Origin of the sequence: Granulicella sibirica (genome assembly GCF_004115155.1) — a bacterium.
Lineage (GTDB): Bacteria > Acidobacteriota > Terriglobia > Terriglobales > Acidobacteriaceae > Edaphobacter > Edaphobacter sibiricus.
On record NZ_RDSM01000003.1, the window covers coordinates 1,029,719 to 1,046,751 of the forward strand.

The 17,033-nt window shown below is 61.7% G+C and carries 12 protein-coding genes; 7 read left to right on the top strand and 5 right to left on the bottom strand.

Features of this window, described 5'->3' with window-relative positions:
• The first annotated feature begins 50 nt into the window (after positions 1-50).
• The 3 genes from GRAN_RS21035 (at position 51) to GRAN_RS21045 (ending at position 4,793) form a co-directional block, all read left to right on the top strand.
• Positions 51-1,307: a DUF3999 family protein gene (locus GRAN_RS21035; protein ID WP_128914968.1), complete on the top strand. Its 1,257-nt coding sequence runs from the start codon at positions 51-53 to the stop codon at positions 1,305-1,307.
• A gap of 102 nt (positions 1,308-1,409) precedes the next feature.
• Positions 1,410-3,083, top strand: coding sequence for a phospholipase C (locus GRAN_RS21040; protein ID WP_128914969.1), 1,674 nt, complete (start codon positions 1,410-1,412; stop codon positions 3,081-3,083).
• An 87-nt stretch (positions 3,084-3,170) separates the two neighbouring features.
• Positions 3,171-4,793, top strand: a complete 1,623-nt coding sequence (locus GRAN_RS21045) for a multicopper oxidase family protein (protein ID WP_241655052.1) — start codon at positions 3,171-3,173, stop codon at positions 4,791-4,793.
• A gap of 16 nt (positions 4,794-4,809) precedes the next feature.
• Here the strand turns inward: GRAN_RS21045 and GRAN_RS21050 are convergent, their stop codons facing one another.
• A complete protein-coding gene (locus tag GRAN_RS21050) occupies positions 4,810-5,352 on the bottom strand; it encodes a sigma-70 family RNA polymerase sigma factor (protein ID WP_128914970.1) in 543 nt (180 codons plus the stop codon).
• Positions 5,353-5,870: 518 nt separating this feature from the next.
• Between GRAN_RS21050 and GRAN_RS27115 the strand changes: the two genes are divergently transcribed.
• Positions 5,871-5,990: a hypothetical protein gene (locus GRAN_RS27115; RefSeq protein WP_421800869.1), complete on the top strand. Its 120-nt coding sequence runs from the start codon at positions 5,871-5,873 to the stop codon at positions 5,988-5,990.
• A gap of 606 nt (positions 5,991-6,596) precedes the next feature.
• Here the strand turns inward: GRAN_RS27115 and GRAN_RS21065 are convergent.
• A complete protein-coding gene (locus GRAN_RS21065; RefSeq protein ID WP_128914971.1) occupies positions 6,597-6,992 on the bottom strand; it encodes a hypothetical protein in 396 nt (131 codons plus the stop codon).
• Positions 6,993-7,437: 445 nt separating this feature from the next.
• The gene (locus GRAN_RS21070) at positions 7,438-10,218 is read right to left on the bottom strand and encodes a DNA translocase FtsK (RefSeq protein ID WP_128914972.1); all 2,781 of its coding nucleotides are present in this window, start codon (positions 10,216-10,218) and stop codon (positions 7,438-7,440) included.
• 349 nt (positions 10,219-10,567) lie between these two features.
• On the opposite strand from GRAN_RS21070, the gene GRAN_RS21075 reads away from it, so the two are divergent.
• Positions 10,568-11,026, top strand: coding sequence for a PA2169 family four-helix-bundle protein (locus GRAN_RS21075; protein ID WP_128914973.1), 459 nt, complete (start codon positions 10,568-10,570; stop codon positions 11,024-11,026).
• Positions 11,027-11,095: 69 nt separating this feature from the next.
• Positions 11,096-11,440 carry a DoxX family protein gene (locus tag GRAN_RS21080; RefSeq protein WP_128914974.1) on the top strand — a complete coding sequence of 115 codons (345 nt, stop codon included), beginning with the start codon at positions 11,096-11,098 and terminating at the stop codon, positions 11,438-11,440.
• A 164-nt stretch (positions 11,441-11,604) separates the two neighbouring features.
• Here GRAN_RS21080 and GRAN_RS21085 read toward each other — a convergent pair whose 3' ends face one another.
• Positions 11,605-13,992, bottom strand: a complete 2,388-nt coding sequence (locus tag GRAN_RS21085) for a transglycosylase domain-containing protein (RefSeq protein WP_128914975.1) — start codon at positions 13,990-13,992, stop codon at positions 11,605-11,607.
• 176 nt (positions 13,993-14,168) lie between these two features.
• On the bottom strand, positions 14,169-15,941 hold the full coding sequence (locus GRAN_RS21090; RefSeq protein WP_128914976.1) for a proline--tRNA ligase: 1,773 nt from the start codon (positions 15,939-15,941) through the stop codon (positions 14,169-14,171).
• A gap of 328 nt (positions 15,942-16,269) precedes the next feature.
• Here GRAN_RS21090 and GRAN_RS21095 point away from each other — a divergent pair, with 328 nt between their 5' ends.
• The gene (locus GRAN_RS21095; RefSeq protein WP_128914977.1) at positions 16,270-17,001 is read left to right on the top strand and encodes a Crp/Fnr family transcriptional regulator; all 732 of its coding nucleotides are present in this window, start codon (positions 16,270-16,272) and stop codon (positions 16,999-17,001) included.
• Positions 17,002-17,033: the final 32 nt, after the last annotated feature.

Consider the following 17,033-nt stretch of genomic DNA (forward strand, 5'->3'; position numbering starts at 1 on the left):
ATTGTGCCGGCGGGGTAGCAAAGACGGTAAAGTAGTCGGCATGAGGACCGGTGGCGAGCGATGAGGGAGCGGGAATGACGGCTGGCTCTTTGCTGCTCGCGCTGGTACTCCTGCAGACAGGCAGCGTGTCGGGCGCGGGTGGCGTATCGGATTCGAGGTTCATGCGTTGGGAGCGGGCTGTGGCGGTGACTGGCGCGGGGCCGGTGTGTGCCGAGCTGGATGCTGCTGTGTTCGCGCATGCCGCGCCCTCCTTGAAAGATCTTCGTGTGTATATCGGCAGGCAGGAACTTCCGTACACAATCACCCTGAGCCAAGCTGCGCAGCCAGAGGGGGATGAAGCGAAAGTCTTTGATGAGATCGAACGGCCCGGGGAGGTCTCATTCGACCTTGAGATGCGGGACAGGGCCTATACGGATGTCGTACTCAACCTCGACGGAAAAGACTTTCGAGCGACCGCTTCCGTTTCGGGAATGGATGATCCTAAGTCACTGGAGCGAACAGCGCTGGGGAGTTTCGTCCTTTTCGATATGTCGTCCAAGAGACTCTCGAGAGATACGACGCTTGCGCTGCAGGAGAGCCGGTTTCGATATCTGCGCGTGGTGTTGCGTGGGCAGGGAGAGATGCCAAAAGTTCGGGGGGCGGAGGTTCCACCGAGTAGAGAGGCACAGACGGTATATGCGCCGGTGGCGACGGAGTCGGCGGCGCGGGGGACGGAGTCTGTGGCGGTGTTTCGAGTGCCGGCGCGGGTTCCGGTGGAGAGAGTGGTGGTGCGAGTCAAGGATGCTTTCAAGGAGAACTTCAGCCGGAGAATCAAGGTCACGGCGCGGGGAGATGATTCGGGGGGGCTGGCGGAGACGATTGAGGGCACCGTGATGCGGGTGAGGCTGGGGGCGATGCGGAAGGAGGAGATGGGGATTCCGGCGAGCCTGGGGGCGAATCTGCAGGGGGACGCGACCGTCGAGGTGGCGATTGATAACGCAGATCAAGCGCCGCTGCCGGTTTCGTCGGTGGCGCTGGAGATGCGGGAGAGACGAGTTTGTTTCGAGGTTCCCCCAGGAGCGAACGAGGCGATCCTGATGTACGGCGATGAGGGACTGTCGGCCCCTGTGTATGGCATGGGGCCTTCATTATCCGGGACCAGGGTGGCGACGCTCGGCCCGGAGAAGCTGAATTCCGGATTTAGAGCCAGGATAGACAGCAGAGGATTCCTGGAGCGACATCCGGAGGTGATCTGGGTGGTTTTGCTCGTGGGTCTCGGGGTATTTGGAACAGTTGGTCTGCGAAGCTGGCGGCGTGTGGGCACTTAGACAGCTGACCGTTTCGAGGGATTCACGAAACGTTCAATTCGTGTTCACAGACGCGGCGTAGGAATAGCGAGGTCCGACCATCTATTCCCTGAGGCTTCGAAGATGCGCAAGTACATCGCCCTGTCCCTGTCAGCGGCACTCGTATTGAGTGGTTGCAGTTCCGGAACATCCACGACCACCACCACAACGACGACGCCACCGGCCGCTACACTTACCCCGGTGACGAGCAGCCAGGTGATCAAGCATGTTGTGGTGATCTTCGGCGAAAACATCTCGTTCGATCACTACTTCGCGACTTACCCGACGGCGACGAATCCGGCTGGCGAGAATGCGTTCACAGCGGCTTCGGGCACACCGACCCCGGCGGGACTCAGCGGGACTCTGCTGACGGCAAACCCGAACAGCACGCAGACGGCAAATGGGGCGGCGGCAACCAACCCATTCCGGCTCGATGTGAGCCAGGCAGCTACGGCCGATCAGGATCACAACTACGGTCCGGAGCAGGCGGCGTTCAACAACGGCGCGATGGATAAGTTTCCGCTTTCCGTTGGAACGCCAGATAGCGCGGCGCTTGCCAAGGCCACGGGCGCTTCGGCGATCGCGGCGACCAACGGGCTGACGATGGGCTACTACGACGGCAACACGGTAACGGGGCTCTGGAACTATGCACAGCACTATGCGTTGAACGATCATTCGTTCTCGACGACCTTCGGGCCTTCGACGCCTGGCGCGATCAACCTAGTTTCGGGGCAGACGAACGGCGTGATCAATGACATAGGGTCGGCTGCTGACGTGGTTTCAGACGGTACGGCGACCGGGCTCACGCTGGTCAGCGACTCGGATCCTACAGGTGACGTCTGCTCGAGCGCGAGTGCGAGCGTGCACATGACGGGGCGGAACGTCGGCGACCTGCTGAGCGCGGCCAATGTCTCGTGGGGCTTCTTTGAGGGTGGGTTTGACCTGACGGTGACCAATGCGGATGGTTCGACAGGATGTGGTCGGACCACCACTTCTGCCGTGACTACCACGAAGAAAGCGGATTACATTCCGCACCATGAGCCTTTCCAGTACTACGCGAGCACGGCGAATCTAACTCATGTTCGGCCGACTTCGGCTGCGGCGATTGGCACGAACGCGGATGCTGCGAACCACCAGTACGATACGCATGACTTCACGGACGCGCTCGCGGCGGGTAACCTTCCAGCGGTGAGCTTCCTGAAGGCTCCTGGATTCCAGGATGCGCATGCGGGCTACTCGGATCCGATCGATGAGCAGGCGTTCGTTGTGACTATGGTGAACGCGATCGAGAAGTCGTCGTTCTGGCCTAATACCGCGATTATTCTTGCGTACGACGATTCTGACGGGTGGTATGACCACATGATCAACATTGTCAACGGTTCGCAGTCGGCGCAGGACGCGCTGGTGAGCGCTGGAGTCTGCAGCAGCGCGACGGCGAGTTCGACGACGGCTCTGCCGGGCGTCGACGGCGTGGTGCTGCATGCGCAGGGACGCTGCGGCTACGGAACGAGAATGCCGCTGATGGTGCTCTCGCCGTGGGCGAAGAAGAACTCGGTTGACTCGACGGTGACGGATCAGAGTTCGATCACGCGGTTTATCGAGGACACGTTCGTATCCAGCCAGAGGCTTGGCGGCGGGTCGTTCGATAGCATCGCCGGGCCGCTGACGGGGATGTTCGACTTCACCAACAATGTGGCGCCGAACCCGAATGTCGTTGTGCTCGATCCAAAGACGGGACTTGTGACGAGCGGCAACTAGCTCTTTACAGGATAGTCACATCACCGCTTTACCCTTGATGCACGCACCCTTCGCGGGGTGCGTGCTTTGTTTTATGGAGGTTTCCGGTTGTCCAAGTCACGACGTGCGTTTCTTCAGCAGGCTTCGGCCTTTGGGTTGATGGCAAGGCCGGGAGCGGCTCTTTTTGGAGAGAGGCCGCATGCCATGCAGGAGCCGATGATGAAGCCGGTGTGGGCTACTCCCGCGAAGCCGATGCTGCATGTGCTGGAGTTGCCACCGTTTGTGGACGCGCTGCCTCTACCGGAAAAGGCGCCGCTGGTGCACTCGGCGAAGGGGACGAAGAAGCTCCAGATACGGATGCGGGAGATCCACGTGCCGGTGCATCGGGACCTGCCGCCGACGCGGATGTGGAGCTATGGGGATACGGCGCTGGCTCCGCTGATCGAGGCGCGGGCGCATCAGCCGATCGAGATTGAGTGGGTGAACGATCTGCCGGCGACGCATTTTCTACCGGTAGACCACTCGCTGCATGGGTGCGGGCGGGAGTTGCCGGAGGTGAGGGCGATTGCGCATGTGCATGGGGCGCGGGTTCCGAGGAAGGATGACGGGTATCCCGACGACTGGTTTGCGCCGGGGAAGAGTTTGACGTGTCACTATCCGCTGAAGCAGGATGCGACGGCGCTTTGGTATCACGATCATGCGATGGGGTTGAGCCGGTTGAATGTGTATGCGGGCTTGTTTGGGATGTTTCTGATCCGGGATGAGGCGGAGGATCGGCTTGGGCTGCCTTCGGGGAAGTATGAGGTTCCGCTGATTTTCTATGATCGGGACTTCTCGAACGATGGGCAATTCTTTTATCCGACTTCGGGGGATCCGGAGCATCCGTGGGTGTCGGAGTTCGCCGGGGACGCGATCCTGATCAATGGGAAGATCCGACCCTACTTCGAGATTGAGCCGCGGCTGTACCGGTTTCGGATGGTGAATGTGGCGAACAGCCGGTTTTTTCGGTTGTCGGTGGCGGAGACGGGCCGGGGAACGGTGGCGATGCCGCTAAGAGTGATTGGCGGGGACCAAGGCATGCTCGAGGCTCCGGCGGAGATGAAGGTGGTGACGTTTGCGCCGGGGGAACGAGTGGATGTGCTGGTGGACTTCTCCGGGGCGGCGGGGAAAAAGGTCTACCTGCGGAATGGGGCGCTGGAGGTGATGGAGTTTCGGGTGGGTGGTCCGACCACGGAGGCGGGGAGTGTTCCGGCGGTGCTGCGGAAGATGGATCGGCTGCAGGAGTCGTCGGCGGTGAAGACGCGGACGGTGACGCTGAACGAGTATCGCGACAAGGTGGGGAACTCGATGGTGATGCTGCTGAATCGGATGCACTGGCATGAGCCTGTGACGGAGACGCCGCGGCTGAATACGACGGAGATCTGGGAGTTCGTGAACCTGACGGAGGATGTGCACCCGATGCATCTGCACCTTGTCCGCTTCCAGATCCTCGATCGGCGGACGTTCGATACGTTCGAGTACATCATGCACAAGGAGCTGAAGTTTACCGCGCCTGCGGTGAAGCCGGAGGCCTGGGAAGCGGGGTGGAAAGATGTCGTGCAGTGCAGCGCGGGGGTGATTACGCGAGTGCTGATCCGATTCGAGGGGTATACGGGGAAGTACCTTTACCACTGCCACATTCTGGAGCATGAGGCGAACGACATGATGCGGCCGTTTGAGGTGGTGAGCTAAGGGACTGCCCTACTTCTCAGCTCATTGCGCGGCAGGTGCACTGGATGCAGGCGTGCCTTGCACAGGCGCCGCAAGTCTTGATGAGTTGGCGGCGGAGGGCGGCGCGGGCGCGGTGGGCGCGGACGGCGGCGTTCGAGGCGGAGATGTTCTGGGTGTGGGCGAAGGCCTGGAGCGGCTGGCCGGCGAGGTCTACGGCGCGGAGAAGTTCGGCGTAGGCTGGGCGGATCAGGTCCAGGACGATGGTGAGGCAGGCGCAGAGTTCGTTCTCGGCCTCTGGTGTGGGGGTGACGGAGGTTTCGAGATCGCGTCCCCAGGCCTGGAGGGCCTTGTTTTCGGTGGAGCGGCGGCGGTAGAAGTCGATGACGGCGTTGCGCAGGACGCGGTAGAACCAGGCTACGACGGACTCGTTGCGGTCTAGGTCGGCTTCGTGACGGAGGGCGCGGAGGTAGGCGGCCTGGAGGATGTCCTCGGCGATGGCGGGGTCGGGGACACGGCGCTGGACGAAGGCCAGGAACTGGCGGCGGTGGTCGAGGATGGTGGTGAGGGAGGTTTCGGGCATGAGGGTGGGTCCGGGGGATTGGCTCCCCCGGGTTTTGAATTTAACTGGTGGTTTTGCAGGTGCAGAGGAGGCAGGTGCAGAGGGGGCCGCAGGGACAGTCACAGCACTTGGTCATTTTGATTCTCCTTTTCGTGGCCGCGTTGTAGCGCGGTTGTAGCCTTATAGACGCAGCAGGTTGGGGAGCATTACACCTTTCGTGTTGTTCGTTCTTGCCGTTGTCGCCGCGCGGCCTGACGTCTTGTGGTTGGACCAATTTTGGTGCCTAAAAAGGCGGCTCGGCTTTTACCTGCGATTTTAGGGGTTTGTGGTGAGTTTTGGCGGTTTTCTCGGGTGAGGCTGGTTTTGTGGGGGCTGGCTTAGGGCGAAAACGTAATTTTGCGCGGGATTTTTGGGCGAAAAGTGTGGATAGGATGTGGGGCGTTGTGTGGATAAGCTGGTTAGCGGTACGGTGTTCAGGAGTTGTGACGATGAGATGTCCGGTTTGTGGGGAAGCGGATCTGGTGCGGAAGACTCGGGAGATGCCTTACACCTACAGGGGTGAGAGCACGGTGATTTCGGGTGTGGTGGGGGTGTGGTGGGGGAGTTCTGTCCGGCTTGTGGGGAGGCGGTGCTGGATGCGGGGGACTCGGCGCGGGTGAGTGGGTTGATGATGGAGTTCAACGGGGACCGTCGTATAGGAGTGGGAGGTATTGTGTCCGCTCGCACGCGGTCGGCGCTCCAACCCACCTTAGACACGATGAAGCTGTGTCGAAGGTGGGCACCCAGTTCTTTGGGTTTGGATTGGGTTATGGGTGGGTGATTTGCACTGGGGTGGGTTCGTGCAGGTGATAGTGGCGGTGGGTGGACCAGGGCCATTGCTCGGCGCTTTCGACTAGGCCTCGGACTACTGGGTTTTGGTGCATGTAATGGAGCTTCTCGACTCTTGTTGCGGGTGCGGATGTTGTGGTCGTAGTAGCGGATTTGCCAGAAGGGTCTTTGGTGGGAAAGTTTGGAGACGGAGAGTTTCAGGGCTTGGAGCGCTTTGGCGAGGGGCTCGTGTTCAGGTTCACTTAGGAGTAAGTGGACGTGCTCGGGCATGACGAGGTAGCCGAGGACTTCGAGCTTTTAGCGCTTGCGGATGGTGCGGCCCACCTTAGGCACGATGATGATGTGCCGAAGGTGGGGCAGCCCGGCCTTAGATGTAGGGCTACTTTGTCTGGTGAGCATCTGTCTCTCGTATGCCAGGATTGAAATGGCGTTTGCCTTTAGGACGTGCGTTTGGCTAGAGCGACTCCAACTACTGTGCATATCTGGCCAACTAGCGGTATGGGACCCATGGTGCTGATATCAATAAGCAGGAGTAGGACGACGATGGCGATCAAGCTAAATTTGATAGCAGCCAAAGATGCAGAGGGATTTACTTTCGCGCCGATCGCCGTCGCCCCGTAACCGGAGGCAAGTCCTAACGCGACGATGAGAAGCAGCGAGAGAGTGCTCGAGCCAAAAAGGGTGATAATCGATCTGGTGATAAAGCTGAACACGAAGAGTAAGGCGATCGCGATACAGATGCTTATGAGTGTTGGGCCGGTGCTGTCGGTCTTCCCTTCTTCAGGCATGTAAAGACCTTCCTTGATTGCGGTCGGTAAGAACTTCGGGTGCATGATGGTACTTTGTCACTTACATCTGGCCGATTGATGAGAGAACAAGACTTCGCGCGGCGATCATAGGGTCAATGTCCACGAGTCAGCACCTGCCAGAAATCTGCCGAAGTCCGGTTTGATCGACACAGACACACAAAAGCGAATGAGTGAAATGAAAACGCCTTCTCGCCAGCGGTCAGATGGCTATTCGGGCGTTCTTTAGGCTGTCAAAATATTACGGCAGAAGTGTGCCATACCCTGAACCCACGGTCAATCACTTTGTTTGGCCAATGGCTTAGCACTAAGGGTTCTACGCGGACTCAAAGATGTCAGAAGACTCAAACTTCTCTCTTGAACTGTCTAACAACCGAGGCGCAGAGATGACGCCGCATCGTTAATAAGTAGATGCGGTGTGTGCTTTTTAAAAATGAAATGCTAGACGGTTGTTGGCTCGAGTTGATGGATATCAACGGGAGATTGGTTCCACTTCGCTGATCCAGTTTGCGGTCTTCAAAATTTCTCTCGGCTTGCTGCCGTCGGGGGGGCCTACCAGGCCGTCGCGGTGCATGAGGTCGATGAGGTGGGCGGCGCGGCCGTAGCCTATTCGTAGGCGGCGTTGTAAGAGGCTGGTGCTGGCCTTTTGGAACTCGAAGACTAGGCGGACTGCGTCGTCGTACATGGGGTCGTTGTCGTCGGCGGACGGGTCGCTGCCTTCGGCTCCGTCCTTCTCGTCTTTGGGGCCTTCGAGGAAGCCTTCGACGTACTCGGCTTCGCCCTGGGCGCGCCAGAATTCTGTAACTGCGGCGATTTCTTTTTCAGTTACAAAGGGGGCGTGGACGCGCTGGAGGCGGCTGGTGCCGGGGGGGAGGAAGAGCATGTCGCCGCGGCCGAGGAGGGATTCGGCTCCGTTCGAGTCGATGATGGTGCGGGAGTCGGTCTTGGTGGCGAGGCGGAAGCTCATGCGGGTGGGGACGTTGGCCTTGATGAGGCCGGTGATGACGTCGACGGAGGGGCGCTGGGTGGCGAGGACGAGATGGATGCCGACGGCGCGGGCCATCTGGGCGAGGCGGGTGATGGACTCTTCGACGTTGGAGCGGTCGAGCATCATGAGGTCGGCGAGCTCGTCGATGATGATCATGATGTAGGGCAGGGGCTCCTGGTTGACGTCCTCGAAGAGGTACTCGGAGCCGTTGTCGAAGAGCTTGTTGAACTGGTCGATGTTGCGGACGTGGTTGGCGGCGAGTAGCTTGAGGCGGCGTTCCATCTCCCTGACCGCGTTTCGCAACGCGTTCGCTGCGAGCTTGGCCTCGGTGATGATGGGGGTGAAGAGGTGGGGGATGCCCTCGTACATGCCGAGCTCGACGCGCTTGGGGTCGACGAGGATCATGCGGACCTGCTCGGGGGTGGACTTGTAGAGGACGGACATGATCATGGCGTTGATGGCCACGGATTTTCCGGAGCCGGTGGATCCGGCGATGAGGACGTGAGGCATGGCGGCGAGGTCCGCCGTGACGATGGCTCCGTTGATGTCCTTTCCTAGAGCAATGGCTAATTTGCTTTTGCTCTTTACGAACGACTCGCACTCGACTACGTCGCGGAGCCAGATGGTTTCGCGGTCGTGGTTGGGGACCTGGATGCCTACGGTGGATTTGCCGGCCATGCGCTCGATGAGGATGGACTCGGCGGCCATGGCGAGGCAGAGGTCGTCGGCGAGGCCGGTGACGCGGGAGTACTTGACGCCGGCGTCGGGGCGGAACTCGAAGGTGGTGACGACGGGGCCGGGGTTGATCTGGGTGACGGTGCCGTCGACGCCGAACTCGGCACACTTTTCGACGAGGGTGCGGGCCTCTTCGCGGAGGGCTTCTTCGCGGACCTGGGACTGCTCTTCGGAGTGGAAGAGGAGGGAGGATGGGGGGAGTTTGTAGCCTCGGATGGACTTGGGGGTGATGGCTACGGCCTTGACGTCGGCGTCGGCGCGGCGGCCGAAGGAGATGGGCTCGGGGGCCTGGGGGAGGGGCGGAGGTATGGGTTGGGGGGTCTCGGTGCGTGCGGCGGCAGGGGCGGCTTTGGGGACTAGCGTGGGGCGGGGGCGGGACTGTGATGGGATCTCGTTGACGTTGGGGATGGGGAGGGGGCGGGCGTTGGCGAAGAAGTCGTCTTCGTCGTCCTCGTGGGTGCGGCGGGAGATGGGGGTGGCGAAGACGTCGCGTCCGCCCTCGTGGAAGGTGTCGGGGAAGGCGGCGGGTTCGATCGGGCGAGAGGCGGCGGCGAGGGCGTCGGCGTAGGGGGCGGCGGCCGCGGCGGCGGTGGAGAGGGGAGTGACGGGTGGGGCGTCGACGTTGGTGCGGGGCTGGTTGCTGAAGAGGCTGGGGGAGATGCGTTCGAAGGCGGGTTCCGGATCCGCTGAGGGGGGGGCGACGCCGAGGTCGTTCTTGTGTTTGCGGCGTGACGTTAGCCAGCCGAAGAGACCGCCGAGGAGGGTGGTGGGCTCGGGGACGATGGGCAGGCCTTCGGGGGTGACGGCGACGGGTGCGGGGTAGTCGCGCTCGTTTTCGCGGCGGAGCTTGCGGGCGGCGAGTTCGCGCTTGCTCTCGAAGCCGCTGGCGGCGTCGTCTAGGGCTTCGCGGCTGGCGCGTCGCTGGCGGCGGGCTTCGAGGCGCTCGCGCATGGTGGCGAGGAAGCCGAAGCGGGTGGTGGCCCACTCGCGGGCGGTGGAGAAGGTGAAGGTAGTCGCGAGGTAGAGGGAGACGGCGACCATGAGAGCGAGGACGATGGTGGCGCCGGGAAGGTTGAGGAAGTGGATCATGGCGTCGGAGACGATGCGGCCGAATGCGCCTTCGATGGGGAGCGCGCTGCGCCAGAGGAGGTGACTGGGCAGGAGGGCGATGGCGGCGGGGGCGGCGATGAGCCAGAGGACTAGACCGAGGTTCTTCGCGGCGGGGGAGCCGGCGGGCTTGGACCGAAGCCAGCAGATGCCGAGGCGGATCATGACGAGAGGGAGGAAGAAGACGGCGATGCCGATGGTCTGGAGGAGGGCGTCGGAGGCAAAGGCTCCGACCATGCCGGTCCAGTTGCGGGCGGGGCGACCGGTGGCGTATCCGCCGGCGGTGTTGAAGGAGGGGTCGGATGGGGTGTAGCTGATGAGGGCGAGCAGGAGGAGGCCGGCGGAGACGAGGACGATCATGCCGAGGATCTCGTTGAGGCGACGATTGCGGGTTGGCGTCGAATCGAGTCGGAGTGGCTTCATGGTCGTATGGGTCCCTTGCCGGTGTTGCTTGTTTTCGGGCGGAAAGATGCCTGAGTATCCTCGATTATGACGCGGGACGGGGAAGGAAAGGCAAAAGAGTAAAACGTGGAATCAGGATGCAAACCCGGGCGAGAACGGGGCATCTAGTAGTGCATACTCGCCGCTCGGCAGTCGCGAGCGGACCTTGGCACCGATTGGCAGGGGAACGGGATTTTAGCCCTTTCTCCCGCTTGTCTCCGGTAATGGCGAAGGGCCAGCAACCGGGGGACCCTGCTCCAATCGCACGTTGCTGAGGACGATGAGTTCAGTTCGAGTTTCGTAATCTAACCAGGAAAACGGGGTACTGCACATGGCAAACGCATCGGATACGCTGAAGGAAGTGGAAAGTGTTTTGAAGGAAGTTATCGACAATCTCTCCGACGGGCAGAAGGGTTTTGCGCAGATCGGCGAGCACATCAAGGATGAGCAGCTCAAGCGGTACTTCCTCGCCGAGAGCCTGAAGCGCGCGCAGTTCCGCGGCGAGCTCGAGAGCGAGTTGCACCGGGATGGCGTTCATGACATCAAGAATGAAGGTACGGCCTCCGGCTCGCTGCACCGCGTTTGGGGCGACCTGAAGGCCAAGGTTGGGGTTAGCGATCACGAACTTCTGGCTACGGCGGAGCAGGGTGAGGATGTCGCCAAGAAGACCTACCAGGATGCGCTCGAGCAGGAGCTTCCGGCCACCGTGCGTACGCTTCTTACCGAGCAGCAGAGGCACATCATCGCTTCGCATGATTTCGTGAGGAATCACAGGGATGCGACCAAGTAGTTTGCGGTAGAGTGTTGTAACGATCGGCGGTGGGCTCTGGCCTGCCGCCGATTTTCTTTTGAGGTGGTGATGGGGCGGTATTTGTTCGGAGTGCTGTTCGTGGTGGCGGGGGTGATGCACTTTGTGCTGCCGAAGGTCTATGCGAGCATCATGCCTCCGATGCTCCCGGGGCCGGTTTTGCTGGTGTATGTGAGCGGGGTGGCGGAGATTCTAGGTGGAGTCGGGGTGATGGTGCCGACGACGCGGAAGATGGCTGCGTGGGGGTTGGTGGCTCTGCTGATTGCTGTCTGGCCGGCGAATCTGGAGATGGCGATGCATCCGGAGAGGTTTGCTTCGGTTCCGGGGTGGGCGCTCTGGGTCAGGCTGCCGCTGCAATTGCCGTTGATCTGGTGGGCTTGGGTTTATACGCGCTGATTGGCGGGACGAACGAGGGCACTGCCGGGCTTCTTGCGTTCCCACCTTAGGCGCGGTGTTGCTGCGCCGAAGATGGGGCTCCCTCTGGTGTGGAGAGGGAAGGAAGACAAGACAGACGCAGATTCCCTTCGGGAATGACAGCCAAAAAGACAAATGCTTCGGGATCAGCGGGGGACGGGTGGTGGTGGGGGAGTCGTGGTGTTGAAGAGGTCCTGGATGAGGCTTTGGGGAGACTGGGTCATGCGGCTACAGGTGGATTGGGGGGCGGTGCCGTCGAGGAAGGCCACGGTGTAGTCCTTGGGGCAGCTTGAGTCGGCGAGGAGATTGGTTTCGCGGTCGAGGCGGTAGTTGGTTACACCCGTGGGCGGTGTGAAGGGCTTGGTGTCGGAGTACTGGGGGAGCTTGATGGCGCGGGTCATGAACTCGGCCCAGAGAGGGGCGGCGGCTTTGGCTCCCTCTAGGTTGACGTTGGTGTAGTCGTCGTTGCCGACCCAGATGATGCAGAGGAGGCTGGAGGTGTAGCCGGCGAACCAGGCGTCGTGGGAGGTTCCGGTTTTGCCAGCGGCGGGGACGTTGAAGCCCTGGGCTCGGACGGCGGAGGCGGTGCCGCGGTTGATGACGCCTTCGAGAAGGGACTGGGTGAGGAAGGAGACGCGGGGGTCGAGGACCTGTTTGGCTTCGGGGGCGAAGTCGGCGACGATGTCTCCGTTGTTGTTGCGGACGCTGGCGAGTGCCCATGGCTTGAGGTGGACGCCGTTGTTGGCGAAGACGGTGTAGGCACCGGCCATGTCGATGGGGCTGGCGGAGTAGGTGCCGATGGCAACCGATGGGGTGCCTTTGGCGTCGGTGATTCCGGCGGTGCGGGCGAGGGCGGCGACGTTGCCGTAGCCGACCTTTTGCGCGAGGGCGATGGTGGCGATGTTGAGCGAGTGGGCGAGGGCGTCGGCGGCGGTGACCATGCCGGGGAACTCGCCGTGCTTGAAGTTATCCGGGGTGTAGGACTTGCCGTCGTAGACGAAGTCCTGGGAATCGTCGTTGATCTTGGTGACGGCGGTGAAGACGCCGGACTCGTCGAGCGAGGTGCCGTTCAGGGAGGTGTTGAAGGCGGTGGCGTAGACGAAGGGCTTGAAGATGGAGCCGGTGGGGCGCATGGCGTTGCCGTGATTGAGCTGCGAGACGCCGTAGTTGCGGCCGCCGATGAGGGCCAGGATCTGGCCGGTGTGGGGATTGAGGGCGATGAGGGAGACCTGCGGGTAGTTGACGGGGCCGGAGTGTCTTTTTGCCTCGGCGCGGACGAGGTCGTCGACGTGGCGCATGCCGATCTCGACGGCTTCGGAGGCTACGCGCTGGAGTTCGGGGTCGAGCGAGGTGTAGATACGGAGGCTCTGGTGGGAGAGATCCTGATCGCCGATACGCTGGACGAGCTGGTCGTGGACGAGGTCGACGAAGTAGGGTGCTTCAGAGGCGTCGACGTTGGGCGGCGCGAGGCGGAGAGGCTCGGCCTTGGCGCGGGAGGCTTCGTCGGCGGTGATGGAGCCGGTTTCAACCATGGAATCGAGGACGACGTTGCGGCGTTCGAGGGCGCGGTCCGGGTGGCGGTAGGGGTTGCGGCGGTTGGGGTTCTGGATGAGGCCGGCGAGGGTGGCGCACTGAGCGAGATCGAGCTGGCCAATGGGCTTGCCGAAGAAGGCCTGCGAGGCCTCTCCAAAGCCGTTGATAGCGAAAGAGCCGCGCTGACCGATGTTGATCTCGTTGGCGTACATCTCGAAGATCTGCTGTTTGGTGAAGTGGGCTTCGAGCTGCAGGGTGATGAAGAGTTCCTTGATCTTGCGGGTGAAGACCTTGTCGCGGGAGAGGAAGAAGTTCTTGGCGAGCTGCTGCGTGAGGGTCGAGCCGCCGCAGGTCATGTGGTGCTGGACGAGATCTTCGAAGCCACACTTGGCGATGCGGACGAAGTTGATGCCGGAGTGCTCGAAGAAGCGGCGGTCTTCGATGGAGGTGACGGCCTGGACGAGGTGGGGGGGGATCTCTTTGTAGGTGACGAGGCGGCGCTTGCCGCGGCCCTTGTCTTCGGAGAGAGCGGTGATGAGGAGGGGTTCGAGCTCGTAAGAGCGGAGGGCTACGCCATTTTCGGCGGTGATGGTCTGGACGGTGTCGCCAGAGGTGTTGATGGTGGCGCCGTCGGTGGAGTGGAAGGACTCGGGGCCGGGCTTGATGAGGATGTTGTCGCCGTTGACTTCAAAGGAGCCGAGCTGGGCGTTGGAGTTGTAGCCTGCGGTGCGGAGGCTGCGGGCGATGTAGTCGACGGTGAGCTTCTGGCCGATGCGGATCTCGCGGGGAGCGGCGTAGATCTGCGCGACGGAGGCGAAGATGGGGCCGGAGGCGAAGCGGTCGTCGACGACCTTCTGGTACTTGGAGTAGTAGAAGGCGAAGAGGCCGACGCAGATGAGGAGGCAGGCGAGGATGATGAGGAGGACGCCGCGTCCGAGGCCGCGAAAGAAGCCGCGGCGGTTCGCCCTGGCGGTTGGACCGTACTTGAGTTTGACTGCCAAGGGCGTACCTCAGGGGCTAAGGCCCCGCGTTTGAATCTGGGAGCTTATGGCACGGCCGAGGCCGTGCCTCTAAGCAGAACATACCGGTGGTACGGCGACGCGTGATTCGAGCTTTCTGGGTAACCCGCCTTAGGCGCGATGAGGCGGCGCCGAAGGTGGGGCACCGGGATGTCCGCTTACGTCTTCATGGCGGCGGCGAGATGTTTGGCTGCCTCCTCTAGCGGGAGGTCGAGGTTGCGGTTGAGAAGGCGGTCGAGCAGCTCGATTTTGCCTTCGGCGACTCCGCGGCCGATGTTGATACGGTATGGGATGCCGATAAGGTCCGCGTCTTTGAATTTGACTCCGGCTCGTTCGTCACGGTCATCAAGAAGCACATCAAAACCGGCGGCGGTGAGCTCAGCGGCTACCTTTTCTCCAGCTTCGAGGAGGGTTGGGTCGGTGATGTTGGTGACGGTGACGACGACTTCGAAGGGCGCGATGGAGGCTGGGAGCGCGTAGGAGTCGCCTCCGTTCTTCGCGGCGCTGGTTTCGATGGCGGCGGTGAGGATGCGCTCGACGCCGATGCCGTAGCAGCCCATGATGGGGACGACCTCTTTACCCTCCTTGTTGAGGACGGTGGAACCCATGATCTTGGTGTAGCGGTTGCCGAGCTTGAAGATGTGTCCGATTTCGACTGCCTTGCCGAGACGCAGGGGCTGGTGGCCGATGGGGTCGCCCTCGCCTTCGAGGATGTTGCGGATGTCGGCGATGAGGGTGGGCTTGAAGTCGCGCATGGGGGTCACGTTGCGGAGATGGTACTCGGCCTGGTTGGCTCCGGCGATGAGGTTCTGGCGGCCTTCGAGGGCTTTGTCGAGGAGGATCAGGGTGCCGGGCTTTTTGGGGTGGGGAGCGGCTTCGAGGCCGATGGGCCCGAGATAGCCGGCGGGGGCCTTGAAGGTGGCCTCGAGCTCTTCAGGAGTCATGGGGCGGAGTTCGCCACCGGCGAGGGCGGCTAGCTTGGCCTCATTGACGGAGTGGTCTCCACGGAGGAAGACGACGACCGGACGCGTTTTGCCGACGACCTTGATCTGCTTCTCGTCGGAGGCGGGATGCTCGACGATGTAGGCCATGGTCTTGATCTGGTGCTGGGGTTTGGTGTCGAGGAAGGCGCCGACTTCGTCAATGGTCTTGTGGCCGGGCGTGTGAATGAGCTCGGGGGCGTCGGCGGTGGGGGTGAGATCTTCGACGGGCTCGAGGACGCTGGTGGCTTTTTCGAGGTTGGCGGCGTAGCCGGAGGCGGAAGAGGCGATGAGGTCTTCACCGGCTTCGGTGTAGACCATGAACTCCTGGGACTGCGAGCCACCCATGGCTCCGGAGTCGGCTTCGACGGCGACGAACTCGAGGCCGCAGCGGGTGAAGATGGCGCGGTAAGCCTGGTCGTGCTTGTTGTAGCTGACGTCGAGGCCGGGCTCGTCCATGTCGAAGGAGTAGGAGTCCTTCATGATGAACTGGCGGACGCGGAGGAGACCGGCCTTGGGGCGCGGCTCGTCGCGGAACTTGGTCTGGATCTGGTACCAGATCTGCGGGAGCTGCTTGTAGCTGCGGAGCTCCTTGCGGGCGATGTCGGTCATGACCTCTTCGTGGGTCATGGCGAGGGAAAATTCGGCGCCTTTGCGGTCCTTGAGGTGGAACATGTTCTCGCCCATGCCCTCCCAGCGTCCGCTGGCTTCCCAGAGCTCGCGAGGGTTGAGGGTGGGAAGGAGGAACTCCTGGCCGATGCGGTCCATCTCCTGGCGGATGATGCCGACGATCTTATGGATGGACCGGTGGCCGAGGAAGAGGTAGGAGTAGATGCCTGCTCCGAGCTGGCGGACATAGCCGGCGCGCAGCAGGAGCTTGTGGCTGGCGACTTCGGCGTCGGCGGGTGCTTCGCGGAGAGTGGGGATGAAGAGCTGGGACCAACGGTGCATGCGTTCGGGAGACCTTCCGGCTCTTGAGCAAGAGCGTGTACTGGCAACCTATTCTAAACTTTGGCCCTTCGAACTGCACGGAGTGGGTAAGACGGGAGATTCATGGCGGGTCCGGGAGACAGCGATTAAAAAACATGCGGGTTCATCAAAATGCCCTGACAAGTTCCGATGTGTGTGATACGCGACAGACTCAGCCCACTGCAAACGCGTAGGGTTAGGTTCATCAGAAATGAACGCAGAGAGAGACCGGCTTCGCGACGGGCTTCTCCTGATATGAGCAGAACGATCTTCCGGTAGGTAGGACATTTCCAGTAAGGGATGAGTAAGTTTGACAACCGACGTTGCACCTACCGCGCGAAGCATTCGCCCCAGAAACCTGATCCTGTCGAAACTGCCCGATGAGCAGTTTCAGGCGCTCTCTCGCTTTTTCGTTCCGGTGGATCTTCCGATCAATATGCAGCTCTCGCTGCCGCACCAGCCGATCGAGTTTCTCTACTTTCCGGTGAGTGGGCTTATCTCAACGGATGCACTGACCGAGAAGGGTGAGTCGGTTGAGGTGGGGCTGATTGGGCGGGAGGGATTTGCCGGGCTGCCAGCGTTGTTTGGGCAGCCGCAGATGTCGCATTCGGTAGTGATCCAAGGGGCAGGAGCGGGGTTTCGGATTCGGGCTTCGATCATGCGGGAAGAGTTGATCAAGGGTGGGGTGCTTGCCCAGTTGGTGCATGAGTTCACCTATATGCAAATGGTGCAGATGACGCAGTCCGTGCTTTGCAACCGGCTGCACGCGGTGGAGGCGAGGCTGGCGCGGTGGCTGCTGACTTCGGCGGACCGGACGGAGTCGGAGGAGTTGCAGCTGACGCAGGAGTTCCTGGCGCAGATGCTCGGTTCGCGGCGTTCGACGGTGACGGTGGCGGCGGGTGAGCTGCAGCGGCTGGGCGCGATCGACTATAGCAGGGGACGGATTCGTTTGACCGATCGGCCGCTGCTGACCTCGAAGACGTGTGAGTGCTACGGGATCGTTCGGTCGACGTATGACCGGATGCTGCCGAAGAAGTTCTGACATTTCGCGGGCCGCGGCAGAGTAGACTTGGA

Coding starts and splice junctions, on each gene's coding strand:
- GRAN_RS21040 (WP_128914969.1), top strand. CDS start 1,410: ATGCGCAAGTACATCGCCCTGTCCCTGTCAGCGGCACTCGTATTGAGT.
- GRAN_RS21050 (WP_128914970.1), bottom strand. CDS start 5,352: ATGCCCGAAACCTCCCTCACCACCATCCTCGACCACCGCCGCCAGTTC.
- GRAN_RS27115 (WP_421800869.1), top strand. CDS start 5,871: ATGCCTTACACCTACAGGGGTGAGAGCACGGTGATTTCGGGTGTGGTG.
- GRAN_RS21065 (WP_128914971.1), bottom strand. CDS start 6,992: ATGCACCCGAAGTTCTTACCGACCGCAATCAAGGAAGGTCTTTACATG.
- GRAN_RS21070 (WP_128914972.1), bottom strand. CDS start 10,218: ATGAAGCCACTCCGACTCGATTCGACGCCAACCCGCAATCGTCGCCTC.
- GRAN_RS21075 (WP_128914973.1), top strand. CDS start 10,568: ATGGCAAACGCATCGGATACGCTGAAGGAAGTGGAAAGTGTTTTGAAG.
- GRAN_RS21080 (WP_128914974.1), top strand. CDS start 11,096: ATGGGGCGGTATTTGTTCGGAGTGCTGTTCGTGGTGGCGGGGGTGATG.
- GRAN_RS21090 (WP_128914976.1), bottom strand. CDS start 15,941: ATGCACCGTTGGTCCCAGCTCTTCATCCCCACTCTCCGCGAAGCACCC.